Genomic DNA, 15,879 nt, shown 5'->3' with positions numbered 1-15,879 from the left:
GTGCGTTTTCTCATAGGTTTGTCGCTTTTGGTTTCTCACTGTTCTGTCGCTTTCTTGGCGTGTTGAGTTCGCGGAGGGCGGCGCGGCGCCCGTCTGGGGTGAGTCGGTAGTAGGTGCGGCGTCGTCCTGGTCCGCATCCGGGTGGGGCGCCCGCGAGCCAGTCGGCCTCGTCTTCGTCTCGGCTGGTGAGCCATCCGGCTTGTTCGAGGCTTCTCAGGAGTGGGTGAAGGGTGCTGTGGTGGATGCCTGTGCTTTGGTATAGGCCGTGGCCATAGACCTCCTCGGCATCGGTTGTGGTGAGGTGGCGTAGCAGGGTGAGCGTGGTGTGGGTCATCCGCAGCCGCTCGACTGCGATGTCACCGAAGGGATTGAGCGGTCTAGGTTTTCGTGGTGGTGTCATTGCTTCGCGCATCGCGTGTGCGAGGGTCTTCGCGGCGGGCATGGCTGGGGCGTTGCAGCCATGCAGGGCGGCGGTCATCAGTGGGTGAACGTGCTCGTTGTCGAGTTCGCGGAGCAGGGCGTGTCCGTGTGGGGTGGGCTGGTGCGGGGTGCCGCGGCGGGATCGGTGGAACAGGGGTGCTCCGACGTGACGTTCGAGGAGTCGGAGTTGGTGGACCAGGCTGTTCGACTTGATTCCGAGGTAGTCGGCGGCGGTGCCCAGGGAAGGGAACGCCATCGTGATCCGGAAGCGGTGCAGCCGGATCCAGCCGTGCAGGGTGCCCTCGACGGCTGCGCGGATGTTCGGTGGGAGGTGGTCGTAGGTGATGAGCATCTCGGTGCGGCTGGCGACGCCTTGCGGCCGGACCGGGATGCCGTGCCGGTGCAGGGCATTGTTGACGAGCATCTGTTCGGTGCCGAGTTCGACGGCGATGTCGGCGGTCGAACGAAGCTGGGTGCAGTATTGCTCGCGCAGCCAGGCCGGGTCGATGTGGAAGGGCGCGCGGGTCTTGCGCAGCGTGATCCCGGATTGTTTGGCGAATCGGGCGATGATGTGGCGTCCGATGCCGGTGTCGGCTGCGATGTCGTTCAGACTGCGTCCGGCTTGGATGTATTCGCGGTCGAAGAACTCGCGGGTGAACAATTGGGCGGCGTGTTGTTCACGCAACCATGCGGCGGGTGCCGCATGGGGCGCCCACTGCCGTTGTGGCTGGTCGAGACGTTCCATCGCGATGCGGACGTGTTCGGGGCGGACGCCGAGAACCTCGGCGGCCTCCCGCGAGGAACGGTGGTCCTCGACGACCAGGCGACTGACCTTGTCGGTATCGAGGTCGCCGGTATTGATGCCCGGCAGAGCGAGCCCGTCGGCGAGGTCAGGTGGTGGCGACCAGGTCAGCGGTTCGTCGATGCCGAGGTTAACCAGCAGGGATTCGGCGTGTTCGTGGAGGGCCTGGCGCAGCGGCGCTGCCATGGAGGTGGTGAACTCGACGAAGGTGCCGCGGTCATTGGGGCTGCGGAACGCCAGTGGGTGGCGGCGGTCGGCGAGGTCGGCGCCGGACAGCAGTTGATGCAGGTGTCGTTGGGCGTGCCGCAGCCGGCCTTGGCGATGCTTGCCGGGGTGCGCTCCGACCGAACAGGCGAGGTCACGCCACTGGGCCCAGGTGAGGGTTTCGGCGGGGATCTGCTCGCGTCGCCGCTGGTAGTCGATCGGTGTGCCGTGTTGGTCGAGGTGGTCGGTGATGCGGCAGAGCAGCGCGAGAACATCGGTCAGCGCCGATCCGGTGGGAAGTTTGGTGAATCCTTGCAGGGTGATGCTCAGGTTGGCGGCTGTGACGCGTGGGTTCAACAACCCGGCGTGGGTGTCCGTCCGCTGCGAGGGATCACCGGGGACGGTCAGCAGGACGCTGAGAGTTGCTCGGAACAGGTCGGTGTGGAAGCCGCCCGTGACGGGCAGCAGGCGGCCGGTCCAGTCGGGCCAGAACAGTTGCGGCAGCATCCGGATCCGCGCCGCTCCATTGGCGCGCGGTGGTGAGGCCGAGGGTGTGACGGTCCGCATGCGCAGCCTGACGGCTCCGGGTAGGTGGGCGTCGACGGCACGCAGGTAGCGGTTGGGGAACCGGCTGGGCATGGAGGCAAAGCGGCGATCGGTGAATTCCGGCGGCGGGATTCGTTGCGGACTTGGGGTTTTCGTGATCAGTGTGCGCAGCTCGTCGATCGCGGTGGCCTCGTCGTCGCCGAGAACAACTCGTGCGCGAGTCAGCAGTGCCGCGGTCAGTGCCGCATCGAGGTTGGGCGGGCTGCCGTTGCGTGGTGGCGGCGGAGTCGCGTGCCGACGCGGGTTGATCGCCCGGGCCGCAGCGATCGCGGCCGTGCCGTCCAGACGCAGCAACCAGGCCACCACCAGGTGCAAATCGGTCAGCGTCGCATGGGCGGGGTCGGGGCCCGGTGCGCGGGCCGCGGCCATCAGTTGATCGATCCAGGACTGGACATCGAGGACTTCGTCGGGGGCGGGTAGGTCCGCGGCGGTGAACAGCTCGGCGCCGCAGCGCAGCCGGGACCGGTCGATGAGACGGCTGCAGGTCCCCGCCGACGGTGGGGTGGCGCCGCCGACGATCTGCACTCGGGGTGCCGCGCGGCAGTTCGGTTCCGGGCAGGTGTCGTGCAGGAGCAGTCGGTGCCGCTTGCAGGTCGTCGCCCAACTCGACCGCCACGATAGTTGCCAGCGCCCGTCGGTCTCGGCCAAACAGCGCGGGCAGAACCGTGAAGAATTCATCGATATCCGTTCGATCCCGGGGGCGGCGGGGCCGGTCGCGGCGTCGAGATGATGGGGCGGCAGCCCGGTCGCGGCTTCGATGCGGCGCAGCTGCGTGGAATCAGTTTCATCGACCAGCTGGCGGATCGATTGACCGGGGTGATTGATGCCCAAGGCGCGCAGCACTTCCAGCGGGGAGGTGTCGTTGCGGCGGGCGAGTGCGTCGATCCAGGAATCGAGGCTCTCGCCGGCGGTGATCGGTGTCCGCAATGGCAGAGTGGTGATCGTGGTCATCGCCTCACCTGCTTGCGTTTCCCTCTCGTGCGGGTCGCGGCTTCGAGCCGGTGGCGGGCCTTTTCGGAGGCTTCGTCGATGCGGACGGTGTCGAGCAGCTCTTGTGACATCGCCTCGGCTCCGGTGCGGATCGCTTTGAAGCAGCCGCGGTTGATCAGCGTCATCAGCGACCCGATGTGCCCGCCGGTGCGGGCAAACAGGTAGTCGGCCAGGCCGGTGAGCTGTCCGGGCTGCCAGCAGGTGAGCACCAACTGTTTGTCGACCGCCTTGATCAGGGATTTCCAGTGACGGTCGTGGGCGAAGACGCCGACTTCGAGGCGGGTCCAGCGCCGGGCGCTCTGCGCCAGCGCGGCCGAGTGCCCGGAGAGGCCCTCCTCGAAGAACCGGCGTTCTCCGAGACCGACTCCGGCGTAGATGAATGTCACCGGTAGCTCGTTGGCCAGCCATTTCAGGTGATTGCTGACGGCGAGCCCGTCGCGGCTGTTCTGGTCGATGAAGTGGATGTCGTCGATGATCCCGACCCGCGAATCGCATGAGAGGACACAGTCCAGGGCGTAGCCGGCCAACTGGGCGGCGCTGCCGCGATCGGCGCCGGGATGCCCGTAGAACTGGCAGATCATCTTGTTCAACGTCCGCAGTGTGGTGTTCGAGGTCAGACCGACCCGGAACACCGGAATGTGCTCGTCACCGGACTCGGTGACCGGACCGCGGCGACGCAGCGCCTGGCGGTGATAGTCGCGGCCGAACAGGTTGACGATGGTCGTCTTGCCCAGACCGGGGAACCCGTCGATGACCGCCGCGCCCCGAACGCGATCGGGATCTTGACGATTCGAGGCGACGATCAGCTCCAGTTCGTCGCGGACCGCCTTGAGCTGCGGGGTGGCGATGGTGCCGAAGTTGGCGTGCCAGTCGTGGCGGGCGTCGTCGTAGTCCTCGCGGGCGTCGCTCCTCAAGGTGGACAACGCCGTAGCGGTGAGGGTGTCGGGTCGGGTGCGGGCCGGGGTGTCGACGAACCGGCGCCACCCGTCCTTGCGGGAGAGGCTGTAGGCGCTGCTCACTCGAGCACCTCCAGCGCGTCGGCGTAGAAGTCGTCGACGTCGTCGAGGATCTCGCTGTCGTCATCGTCGTCGCCGACCACCGGCGGGCCCGAGCTGGTGGCGGCCCTCAGCGCCGGAACAGGGTCGGCGGCCAGTTCGAGCTCGGCTGCCGCGGCCAGGCCGCTGCGCTCGGCCGCCAGCCGGGCGGCCATGCGCCGTTCGCGCCGGTCGAGAACCTCACCGGCATCCCACCGGCTCAGCAATGTGGCCAGCGTCTCGGCCGGGTCGGTGAAACGGTCGGTGCGGCGGGCGAGGATGCGGGCGTAGCGGGCGGCCTCGTCGGAGAACGGTGTGCCCAGCATCGGGGCGTGTTCCCAGTCGAGCTGATGCCACTGCCCATCGCCCGGGTCTTGAAAGTAGATGTGGCGGACATCGTCGTCGTTGACGCGGAACGGCCATTTCCCGGCGTCGAGGCCGCCGTAGGGGCTGGTCGCGTTGCGGTAGCCGTCCAGTGCTGGACCGTTGTAGCGGCGGCCGTCGATCTCGACGCCGTAATGCTGGATGGTGCGTTTGACCACCCGCAGGAACTCCAAGGCGAGCTCCGGGGCGGCCGGGATCCGCAACACCCCGGCCTTGGCGATGCCCAGGGCGAACATGTCGTTCGGCGACATCGCCAGATTCGGCCACTCGGCGACCGCGATCCCGTCATGGTCACTCGGGTGGTAGACCGTCACGATCCAGTCGCGGATCACGTCCTCGAGCTCGTGCAGGAACAAGAACGCCTGCTCCTCGAGACCTTCTCCGCGGCTGTGCAGGTCCGGGCCCTTGTAGGCCGGAAGATGTTGTATCAGGCCCTCTCTCAACGAACGAAAGTACCTCTCGACCGTGGGCTTGTCGGTTGGCTTGCGCGGTTGGGCCGGCTGGATCGAGATCCCCAATCGGGCGCAGACCCCGATCACATGGGCCGACAGGAACGCCTTGCCGTGATCGATCACCAGGGTCTCGGGCGGGCACCAGATCTCGGCGTCGGCGCCGGTGTTCTCCTCGGTGAACACCAGATGCTTCGGCAACCCGTGCACCGGCCCCAGCGCTGGGCGCCCCGCGCTGCGGCCTGTGACCGACTCGAACAACACACTCGCGACATCAACCGATTTCGTGGACACCGGGGTCACCTTCAACCCCAGGATCTGCCGGTCGAACAGATCCTGCGCGACTGTGAGCTGCGCCCGCACCCACCGACAGGTCACCGGCTCCATCGCGAACACGTCCAGATCCTGGGTATCCAGAATCAGATACTCACCCGGACGCGTGGCGCGCAGCCGGCCGTAAACGCCCTTCGGGCGTTGGGCGATCGAACGCCGCGCCTTCGCCGACCCGCTCACCGCGTTCGTGCCCTTAACCAGCTCCGCCAGCCGCCGATAGGCGGTCGCCTGCGACGGCAGCGCCACCACCCCGACCCCGTGCTCGCGCTCCAACCGCTCGGCCGCTCGCATCAGCACCGCCGAGCGGGTCGGTGTCGACGCCGACACCCCCGCCGCCAGTTCCGCAGCCACCGCCGCCTCCCAGCGCGGATCCACCGTCGAGCCGCGGCCACGGCGGCGCCGGTCATCGACCAGCCCCGCCTCACCGGCATCTCGGTAGGCGGCCACCCACCGCTCGACGGTGCGCGACGCCACCCCCAACTCCGCGGCCTTGGCCTCGCAGCGTGCCTTCAATCCCACCGCCGGCGCATAGTCAGGGCGGGGCTCACCTGTGCGCGCGGCCTCGACGTAACCGGACCTGTAGCCGGTCAACACCTCCCGGACATGCTCGCCCCGCGCTGCGGCCTGCTCCCGCTCGGCCGGTGACAGCCCCGCCAGCACCAGCCCCGGATCCAGGCCTTCCTCGACCGGCTCCAAACCGCGTGCCCGCGAGACGAACTCCGCCAAAGCGAAGCTTCCGTAGCGGCCGTCCGCGTACTCAACGACCACCTTACGGCCGTCGAACTCCACGACCCGCGCCGCGTCGCCGTCGACCATCAGCCCCGCCCCGACCGCGACCGTCACCGTGCGCGCGTTCACGCCACCACCTCCGCCGACACCAGCGTGTCGCCGCCGAGAACCCGCGACAGATCCGCCACAAGCCACGATCGCCACAACAGGTGCAGGATCACCGGTCGCACCAGCCACTGCGGCACCGACAGGCCCAGCCGCCGTTCCAAAGCGGAGATCGTCACCGGCATGACCGCCGCATCGATCACCGCCGGCACCAGTTCGGTCGCGATCGTGGCAGGCCGCCGATACCCGGCCAGAAAGCGCAAGTTCTCCACCAGCACCGCATCGGCGCCCGTCCATACCTCGAACCCGAAACCGTGTCGCTCACACACCGCCCTTGTCCACGCGAATTGAGCCGCAACCTTCGGATCGGCAACGCGGGCAGCTGCCTTCACGTCCACCACCGTCAGCGCTCCATCCTTGTGCGCCAGCAGCAGATCCGGCACATGCCGTCGTTTCCGATCGCCATCGACACCTTCGAGCAGGAACGGTTGCGCCGCGACCGCCACCACGGTCGGGTCCTGGTCCGCTAGAAGGATTCTCGCCAGCTCCAGACGGCTCTCGTAGACGACATGACCACCCGTGGTAGCCGACCAGTACCAGCCCGAATAGTGCCGCCGCCCCTGCCACGACCGGAACTCCCGCACCGGACGGCCCGCCAGCACCTCCTCCACCGGTAACCGCCGCAACGTCGTATCGACGAACGCTCCGTCGTCTCCCCGGAACCGCACGGCCACTTCCGACCCCGGCACAACTCCCGCCAAACCAGCCCACATCAGGCTGCCATCATCAGTCATGGCGGACACCCAACCGCCCAAGCCCAGGATCAGGCTGCAGACACGCCGAGAACGATTCTCACTACAATGTCGGAAGCGACATCTGGGCGACAGATCGATGAGAAAAGCGACATCAATCATGAGAACCTACATCAGTTGCGGGCAGTTCACTCATCACATCACCCTCCGTGCTTTCATCCCGCCCATCAGCGGCGCTTCCTTCACGACGTCGCCGGTGGTCGGGGCGTGGATCATGCGTCCGCCACCAAGGGCGATGCCGACGTGACCCGGCCCAGACCCGGCCCAGGATCCGAACACGAGATCACCCGGTTGGGCCTGATCGATGGGAATCTCGGTGCCAACGGTCCACTGCTGCTCCGAAGTGCGTGGCAGTGTGACCTTGCCGCCGCTGCCGGTGAAGATGGCGTAGCTGGTCAGGCCGGAACAATCGAAGCCCCCGCCGGACGGTCCGCCGGTGCTACCTCCACCCCAGACATACGGGGTGCCGAGGTACTGCCGGGCGGCCGCGACGACCTGGCCGCCGTCTTTCGATCCGTTCGGGACCAGGCGGCCGGTGGAACTCAGGGAGGTGTACTTGGCCTGGCCGAGGATGATCTTTGCGACGTAGTTCTGGGTCTCAGCGTATGGGGGGATGCCGCGGTGAGCCTGCACCGCACCGAAGCCTGCGTTGTACGCGGCCAGTGACAGCTCGACCGGGTCTCCCATGACGGTGCCGACCGCGAGCGCGGCGTTGACCTGGTTGTTGAGCGCGCACATGAAATGCCCCTGAGCCATGACGGCGTCGCCGATCGAATTGGGGTCGACCTTGCCATCGCCGTCGTAGTCCTTGCCCCAGGTCGCCCAGGTTCCGGGCATGAACTGTGCAGGTCCGAGAGCACCGGAGGGGGAGGTGGGGGCGTTGGCGCCGTGCCTGAACTGATTCTCGGCGTGGAGCTGCGAGGACAGGACCGGGGGCCGAATGCCGGGGCAGATGCTGCCGGCCTTGCGGATCCACGGATCGAATTCGGCCGGCACCGAGCCGGCGGCCAGCTCACCGCCGCCGACGGTCCCGAAGCCCGCGCAGTTGATCGGCGACGACAAGGAGGCCAGCCGCACGTCCGCGCCGTCCGGCGCGCCAGGAGGTGAGGCCGTGCTGCCCAGTTTGATCATCGGGTCCACGGCGGTGCCGCCTTGGAAACGGCCGCCTTCCCAGTACTCGAAATGCAGGTGGGCGCCGGTGCTTTGGCCGTCGTCGCCGATGGTGGCGATGTGGTCACCGGCCCTGACCTGTTGGCCTTCGCGGGCGATTAGCCCGTCGGTGAACATGTGTCCGTAGACGGTGGAGACCGGTGTGTCGCCGACGAGGGAGTCGATGACGATCCAGTGTCCGAATCCGGTGGCGGTGCCGGAACGGACGACGAGGCCGTCGAGGGCTGCATAGATCGGGGTGCCGATGGGACCGGCGAAGTCGACGCCCTGGTGTTCGGTACCCCACCGTGGCCCGAAGCCGGAGGTGAACGTGGTGGTCCCGGCCCTCGTCGGTGCAGTGATCGGTCCGGAGGCGCGCAGCTGACCACCGGCGGGCGTGCCCGGATCGCTATCGGTGGAGGTTGCCTCGCATCCATCGTGGGGGATGACCGGCTGGGGGGCGCAGGCCGTCGTGCTGACGACTGTGGTGGCTGCGGCCGCGAGTAGCAGCGCTGTCCCGCGCTGGCGAAGTGTCACAGGGCTCCCGGGATCGGGGTGTCGAGTTCGGGGATCGGGATAGGCCCGGGCTCTGGAACGGGCACCGGCACGGGTGTCGGTTCGGGCTCGGACATCGCTGGCGGTGCGGTGACAGATTCGGGGGCCGAGGTCGTCGTCGACGGTTTCGGCTGGCTGGTGATCGGCTGCGTTGCAGTCTGGGGCGTGGTCGAGTGCGAGGAGGTTGAGGGGACACTCACTAGGGTCGGCGCGGCGCCGAGTTTGCTGACCTCGTCGCGGTCGAGAGTGGGAAACGGGTTCTGGACCTGCCATTTCGCCCCGCTCGGGGACTCGGCCACCTGCCCGGACACGCGCAGGTCGCCGGCCTGAGTGGGGATGGTGACCTCTGCCCGCCGCGCGCCACCGGCGCCAGTGACGATCTCACTAGTCGTGGGCCCGGTGATCGCGACGGGCACCTGTGGACGTGCGACGACGATCGTGTCACCGGGGGTGTCGATGGTGTACCGGCCGAGTTTGGTTCTCCACTCGGTATTCGACTGTGTGATGTCCACGTAGCTGTGCGCATAAGCCATCGCTGTGGCGGGCGCGCTCTTCCCGGCCGCGGCCGTCGTTAGGCCTGCGATGGCCGACTCGGTCACCTCGATGAGGTCGTAGGTGACCTCGTTTCCTTGTGCAGGAGTCGTCGTCGGTGCACCGGTCACCGCCGCGGTACTCGGCGTATGGCTTGTAGGAGGGGATTCCCCGAATACGGTGCCCGCAACGAATAGAACGGCGAGAATGGCGGCCATGCTGATCATTAGGTTGGTGCGCGAGTACAGCACCCACCGGCGGATCGGGGCGAGGACCGGGTTGCCTGCGGGGCGGGCCATCAGGTGAAACTCTCGCTCGGGTGCGTGCGCACTTCGGGAGTCAGCGACGGCGCGTACAAGCGGGTATTCGACCGCGGCGGAGCTGAAATACTGGCGGGCGCGGACGCGGCGGGGACGTTCCCTGGTGAGGTGTCCTTGCGGGTCGGAGTGAAGACCCTCGTCGGTGCGATGGCAGAACCCGCTCCGCCGTCCCATGTCTCACTGACCCTCGGGGTGTCACCGCGGCGCGCTCCGCCACCCGAGCGGCTGGCTTCGAGCGCTTGCAGCGCCGTGCGTCGCCCGCGGCCGACGCGCGTGTTCGCGGTGTCCTGTTCGCGATGCTTGCCGCCCATGGCGAGGTTCATGTGGCGGGCGTCCTGAGATTCCTTGCGTGAGTCAGCCAGCCGTTGCAGGAGGTCCATCTTTCTGTGGGCGGCGATCCGAGTTTGGTCGGCCTCGTGCCGGCGACGCTGGTTAAGTTCGCGCCCCTCCGGGCGGGCTGGGGCTGCGAAGTTGATGTCGGAGTCTTCGTCGGTGAAGCCGTCCTTGGTTTTTTTGCGTAGCGCACCGACTCCTTCCTCGACCATCGCGCCGGCCGGGCCACCGATGACCGCGCTGGCGCCCTTGAAGACCTTCTGTTTCATCGAGGTCTGCGCGTGACGGGCCTTTCGGTTGAGGGCGCCGGCGCGGTTCTGGGTGAAGGTTTGAGAGACCCGTTTGAACGGGCGCATGATGAACCAGCACACCAGGGTCAAGATGACCATGAACCACAACCGCCATGACCCGTCGATTTGCCCGTTGTCGGTGACGTACAACTTCACCAGGGCCAGCAGGTAGAGGGCGACGATGACGGAACCCGCCACGCCCCACATGTAGGCGCTGGCGATCATCCGGCACACTCGCATCAGCGTTCCCGCGTGAGCGGCTGCGAGCGGTATCCATATCGGGGCGAACAGGATGGCCAGGCGGATGGCGAGCAGCGCGATGAGCTTCAGCACCGATGCACCGATCCACAGGAGCGACGGCATGCCGACCTTGACCATTGCCATGAATCCGATTCCGGTGCGGCCGGAGTCCTTGCCTTGGAACGTGTAATAGGACAGTCCGTAGTCATCGTTGAGTGGCTTGACGATGTCGTCGCGGAAGATGCCCTCCTTCTTCGCCTTCAGGTCGCTCTCGACACCCGAATCTGGTGCGTTCTCGATCTGCTGCTGTTCCTCGTAGGAGAATGCGAGCGCATCGCGCAGCTTGGGGCCGAGCTGGTTCTCGTTGTCGCGGTAGTTCGGACCGAACCAGCCCTTACGCCAGTCGTCGAGAAAGATGTCGTCGAGCAGTACGTCGCGAGGCCCTTTGCCGCTGCCGGAGACCGAGAGCATCTCGTTCTGGGTGTCGGTGATTACTGCCCCGAATGTGTCGTCGGCGAGCCGGATTGCCTGCTGGGGTGCGCCGATCAGCAGAGCGCCGAGGGCGAGAGCGGCTCCACCGACGGCCATGGATTTCGTGACGCCGGCAGCGTTTGACTTGAGTGCGTGCCAGAGCATGATCGAGGCAGCCGCGGTCAGTCCGATACCGAGCCAGAGGCCGTAGATGCCGAGCATGCCGTTCGAGATCGAGGAGACGACCTGGTCGAACTGTTCCATTGCGGGTGCGACCCCGGCGTCTTCGGCGGCCTGACCGGTCTTGGTTTGGTCGTCGAGCCAGAATGCGGCCGCGGCCAGGGACTTCCCGATCGTCAGGAATCTATTGCCCCAGTCGGTGTCGGTGACGGCGCCGGGGGCGCGCACCAGGTCCATGCCGCAACCGAGATCGTAGGTGTACCACTGCAGGCCGGCCCACCCGTAGGTGGTGTATCCGGTGACCCCGTTGTCGGGGCGGTTCTGGCTGGTCGCGTCGAAGACCCCGGGGAACGCCCCCTTGGGGTACTCCGGGGCGGGGACTTCGTCGCACGCGAAACCGCTGGCCGCCGCGACGGGGGAGAGCGGGTCGACGAGCAACGGGGCCAGCACCAGGGCGAGGACTGCCAGAAGACACCCCAGCCGACCCGTCAGGCGTCGATTCGGGCTCGCCTCGGGGTTGCCGGACCGATAAGTGCCTGCGGGCCGAAAATGCAGGTCGAGTCGCCGCAGGGTGGTGGTCATGCGGCACCTCCGAGGGCGTTCTTTGCGGTACTCGAGTTCAAAGCGGCGAACACGTGGGACAGGTGCACGTAGTGGACCCAGCTCGACCGGACCAGTTCGACGTCGTCGGCCATCCGGACCATCCACCGGCGGGCCTGATCCTGGTAGGAGGTGTCGGTGTCCTCGTCGAGGGTGTCCTCGCCGCCGCTGCCGAGTTCGGCGAGGAACTGCTCGAAACCCTGCCCGGCAGGGAGTTTGAGGAGCTTGAGGGCGCCGTCGATGGCGTGCGGGTCGCCGCCGACGTCGCCCACGAAAACCTCGTAGGTCAGGGCGGTCTTGTCGTCGGTGCCGTCGAGGCCGAGGAAGTCGTCGGGCAGCTGCGAGCACACCAGGGCGCGGACCTTGAACTTGCGTGAGTCGCGAGCGATCCGCAGGTTCAGGGTGCGGCCCGCACCGGTGGATTCGAGGTACTTGTTCTCGTCGAGGAACAACACCTTGCGGACGTGCCTCGGCTTTTCGTAGACGAGCCGGTTCGCCAGCCACGCGGCCATGTGCATCAACGGGGCGGTCATCCGCTGCTGCGGGGTCCACTGCGAGGAGGGAACACCCTCGGGTGGAAGCTGCAGGCCAGGCATCGTGAGAATGGTGAGCCGGATGTCTGCGTCGAAGTCGTCCATGCCACTGCCGACCGCTGCCGGCTTCTGGGAAGAGCACCCGGGCTTCGGCCAGTCGGGACATCAACTCCAGCTGCTGATACACACCACCGGCGCAGGTGCGCACGGCCTGATCGGGATCGGTCTCACCGATCGCCTTGATGGCGGCGAGCACTTCACCCAGATTGTGGTCGCGATCCCCACCGACCCGATTGGCGGCCAGGTGCAGCACCGATTCGGTGTGCTCGAGATGCAGATGCCGTTCGGTGAGCATCATCTTCAGCACCGACACCGCGACCTCGACCCGCTCGGCGGCCGCGGCGCGCATGTCCGCGTCGTACTTCGCCTGCGCCGCAGCGAACGGGTCCGCGGCCCGCGCGAAGTCCGCGTGGCCGGTGTCGTACTCGGGGTCATCGCGCCGCGGGTCGATGATCACCCGGTACGGGTTGAGCGCCCCGGGGCGTGAGTCGCGGCCGGTGAGCGCGTAGACCCGGGCGATGTCCCGGAACTCGGGCAGATTCGCCAGCTCCTTCAGCGGCCCCGAGGGATCGAGGACGACACCGTAGGCACCCGCGCGCACCGCCTGGTAGACGACCATCCCGGCCAGGAACGTCTTACCGGAGCCGGGCACAGCGACGATCGGGGTCAGCCCGGACTTGTGCTTGATCTCATGCGCGGCGAAGCAATCCCAAATCACAGGGCGCGGTGCGATCGACGACGTCTCCCCGAGCACCACCCCGCGGCGGTCACCGATCCGGTCACCGGCGGTGGCCATGCCCGCGGCAACTGCTTCGACGTCCATGTGCCGTTTGTTGGCGATGTTCGCGAGCGGCTCGCCGGGGATGAATTCGCGCAGCAGCTGGAACTGACCGTGCTCCTGCTCGAGGGCGATGTGCGGCTTGTACATCTCCCGCAGGCCGGCCGCCTTCTTGCGTGCTTCGTCGGGTGTCGCTCCGACGACGGCGACCCTGTACCAGCCTGAGGTGCGGGTGGATAGCCCGGAGTGGTCTTCCTCGACGTCGGAGATGACGTCCTGAACGCGGGCGTGCTGCTCGGCCAGCTCTTTCGGCGGGTCCTCGTCGTGTTCGACGGTGTAGTGGTCGAACTGGGACTTGATCTTTCCGGTGAGCGCACGCATTGTGCGGACGGTCTTTGCCTTGTCGTGCAGCTCGATCCGATCCGACCATTCGAGCGGCTCACCTGACGGGTCGCCGATGACCTGCCAGGGCAGCATCCGCTCCGGGATCGGTAGCGGTGCCATCCGTCCGACGGTCAGGACGATGACCGCGCCGGTGTAGCGACGGCCCTCGACGACCCCGGAGACGGTGGTGTAGCCATCCCCTGGGGTGAGGGACAGGTCAGTGAGGTCTTCGAGGGCGGCGACATCGTCCTTTTCCCAGTCGCCGGCACCGGCCGCTGCGCCGCCCGCAGCCAATGGCAGGCCGATGGTCGCCGACCGCCGCAGCAGGTAGTCGATCGCAGCCGGTGACGCTGGTGCGGCGTTAACGCCTCGGCCGGCCATGATCCGCTCCAGTTCGGCGAGATGATCGAGAAGCGCTGCCTCCTCGCGCGCGAAGGCGTCATCGGCCCAGCCGGTGATCATGGACGAGAGGGTGCCCACGAGTGGCCAGTTCGCGACGTAGCCGAGGGTGTGGGCAAGATAGTCGAGACCGATCCCGAGCACCGATCGCTGAGGCAGCTCGATGCCCCAGTAGCGGCCCTTGATCGTCGCGTTCGACCACAGCATCGCGTGCTGCTGGCCACGCAGGTACTCCGCCCACGACAATGCGTCTGGCACATCGTCGATCGGAGCAGCCCACTGGTCGTGGTCCTTTGCCCACTGCTCGACAGGAAACGGCGTGCGCACCAGACGTCGGTGCAGTCGCTCGACACCGGCCTGCTGCAGGTTGGTCAATACCATCGCCTCGTCCCGGATGAAGCGCCGCTGCTTGCCGGTAGTGCGGAAATTCCACGGCCCCTGCTTCTGCACAAACCATGCCATTGACGTGCGTGAGGTGCGGGTGATGTGTCCGGAGGTCCCGGTCAGTTGCAGTCGCACCGCCTTCCGGGCACTATCGGCGCGCTTCTTTGCCGCCGCCTTCTCGCGATCGGCGGGCGTCTTCCCGCGTCGTTTAAGGCGCTTGCGTCCCCGCTCCCGCTTGCGGGTGTCCTCGGCCAGGACGGCGGGGTCCTCTGCCTGTGGGTCGACCTCCTCGGACGCCTCGGCGACCGGGTATGGGGGGAATTGCACTTCAGACCACGCCCGCGGGCCCTGTTGTGAAGCCGGCGTCTGTTGTCCCGCAGCCCATGACGGCGGCAACGCTCCCGGCGGGATCACCGGCACCGGATCTTCGAGCTGAGGATCGAACAGCGATGCGATGTCGTTGTCGTACGTGGTCATCGGTGTGGGTCCTCACTGTCGATACGGGCAGTCGCGTCGTCAGGTCGCGTACCGGTGGTTAGTCGGTCGGGGAGGGTGACACTGATCGTCTCCCCGGGCTTCGGGGGACGCGGGGCGCCCAAGTCGTTGACAGCAGCCTTGAACACCGACCGCAGCGGCCGATCCGGAGTGACGTACTTCGCGATCCCCGTAGTGGCCCACACGGTCACGAGAACCATCACCAACAATGGCTTGAACCCGAGCGGCACGTGGAGGATGGCGCGGGCAATCAGAAACACCAGCACGAACACCGCGGCGCCCACCAAGCCTGCGGTGTACCGAATCCGCACCGGCAGGGTGTAGCCAGTCGGACCGAGATAGTGGCGGTCCACCCGATACAGCAGGTCATCGTTGTTGATCACCTAACGCTCCCTTCTCCGCGTAGGAACCGTCGCGGGTGTCAGGCGTTGATGCCGAAGAGGCCGAGAACCCAGTTCCCAAGGCCCTTGGCTGCGGATTCCGAGGTGGCGATACCGACGAACGCCAGACCCACTAACGTCAACCCGCCGACGGTGAACACCTTCGACAGATTCCCGCGAAGGCCACCGGTCAGGACGACACACGCGATGACGACCAAGATGGTGAAGACGATGTTGTCCTCGATCCACTTCCTGAGCCCGCCGGTACTGACCTCCGTTTGCTGGGCAACGATCGAGATGTCGGGGGCGGGGTGCGCAGCGCTCGCGAGGTCGACGACGGTGGAAGCGATTGCGGACATGGTGCCTCTCCAACAGGGTGCGTAACCGATATGGGCGAACGTGGTTGTGCGGGAACGTAGGAGACATACGCTGCGAGAATCAACGTGACCTGTGGATAACTTTCCGATCCGAGTCGAAGTGGGCCGGGGCGGTGTCGGGCGATCGTGGGGGGCGAGATGAGAGTAGGGCGGGAACCGGAAAGGGTCTGGGCACCCAGGTGTGTGCTGCTCGCGGCTCGGCTTCGGGCGTAAGCGCATCACGCGATCGGAAAACCGGCACACCAATTGATCGCGCGCCAATCCAGCAGTGGATCAACCGAGCCGGACGAATGCCGGGAAGCCTCCACGTTCGGGCGCATCGCCACGACCGATCGAACATGACACCCTCGACGTCTCGCATTGGAGACGCAGTTGAGCATCGCGAACCGGCTGCGAGAGACGGGTCAGGACATCGCCCGAACCGTAGAGCATTCCCACCGTGCCGCCAACCGTCCGGTCGGGGCGATGTCGGAATGGGTGGATTTCGGCGATCCGGCCGAGCGTGTCGAGAGGCGGGTGAAAACACCGTCCCCTTCGGGGGGTCACTCCCCG

Annotated in this window: 9 protein-coding genes and 1 pseudogene; all 10 read right to left on the bottom strand. The window is 66.9% G+C overall.

Features of this window, described 5'->3' with window-relative positions:
* Positions 1-10: 10 nt before the first annotated feature.
* The 10 genes and pseudogenes from PSR88_RS37945 to PSR88_RS37900 all read right to left on the bottom strand — a co-directional run bounded on the left by PSR88_RS37945 (position 11) and on the right by PSR88_RS37900 (position 15,309).
* Complete coding sequence (locus PSR88_RS37945) at positions 11-2,983, bottom strand: TniQ family protein (RefSeq protein WP_016884302.1); 2,973 nt, start codon at positions 2,981-2,983, stop codon at positions 11-13.
* Complete coding sequence (locus tag PSR88_RS37940) at positions 2,980-4,041, bottom strand: AAA family ATPase (protein WP_016884303.1); 1,062 nt, start codon at positions 4,039-4,041, stop codon at positions 2,980-2,982. The genes PSR88_RS37945 and PSR88_RS37940 overlap by 4 nt, the downstream gene beginning before the upstream one ends.
* A complete protein-coding gene (locus PSR88_RS37935) occupies positions 4,038-6,080 on the bottom strand; it encodes a helix-turn-helix domain-containing protein (protein WP_016884304.1) in 2,043 nt (680 codons plus the stop codon). Before PSR88_RS37935 ends, PSR88_RS37940 begins: the two co-directional genes overlap by 4 nt.
* On the bottom strand, positions 6,077-6,970 hold the full coding sequence (locus PSR88_RS37930) for a TnsA-like heteromeric transposase endonuclease subunit (RefSeq protein WP_029539666.1): 894 nt from the start codon (positions 6,968-6,970) through the stop codon (positions 6,077-6,079). The genes PSR88_RS37935 and PSR88_RS37930 overlap by 4 nt, the downstream gene beginning before the upstream one ends.
* Before the next feature lie 33 nt (positions 6,971-7,003).
* A complete protein-coding gene (locus PSR88_RS37925; RefSeq protein WP_011599412.1) occupies positions 7,004-8,554 on the bottom strand; it encodes a peptidoglycan DD-metalloendopeptidase family protein in 1,551 nt (516 codons plus the stop codon).
* Entirely contained in the window at positions 8,551-9,402 is an 852-nt protein-coding gene (locus PSR88_RS37920; protein WP_029537934.1) for a hypothetical protein, read from the bottom strand. Before PSR88_RS37920 ends, PSR88_RS37925 begins: the two co-directional genes overlap by 4 nt.
* Positions 9,402-11,519: a hypothetical protein gene (locus PSR88_RS37915; protein ID WP_011599414.1), complete on the bottom strand. Its 2,118-nt coding sequence runs from the start codon at positions 11,517-11,519 to the stop codon at positions 9,402-9,404. Before PSR88_RS37915 ends, PSR88_RS37920 begins: the two co-directional genes overlap by 1 nt.
* Positions 11,516-14,552: pseudogene (locus PSR88_RS37910) on the bottom strand (ATP-binding protein). The gene PSR88_RS37915 and the pseudogene PSR88_RS37910 overlap by 4 nt, the downstream one beginning before the upstream one ends.
* Positions 14,549-14,953: a hypothetical protein gene (locus PSR88_RS37905; protein WP_011599416.1), complete on the bottom strand. Its 405-nt coding sequence runs from the start codon at positions 14,951-14,953 to the stop codon at positions 14,549-14,551. The pseudogene PSR88_RS37910 and the gene PSR88_RS37905 overlap by 4 nt, the downstream one beginning before the upstream one ends.
* Positions 14,954-14,991: 38 nt before the next feature.
* On the bottom strand, positions 14,992-15,309 hold the full coding sequence (locus PSR88_RS37900) for a hypothetical protein (RefSeq protein WP_016880502.1): 318 nt from the start codon (positions 15,307-15,309) through the stop codon (positions 14,992-14,994).
* Between the last annotated feature and the right edge of the window lie 570 nt (positions 15,310-15,879).

This window comes from Rhodococcus sp. DK176, assembly GCF_038447315.2.
Lineage (GTDB): Bacteria > Actinomycetota > Actinomycetes > Mycobacteriales > Mycobacteriaceae > Rhodococcus_F > Rhodococcus_F jostii_A.
This window is presented reverse-complemented; position numbering and strand designations above follow the sequence as displayed.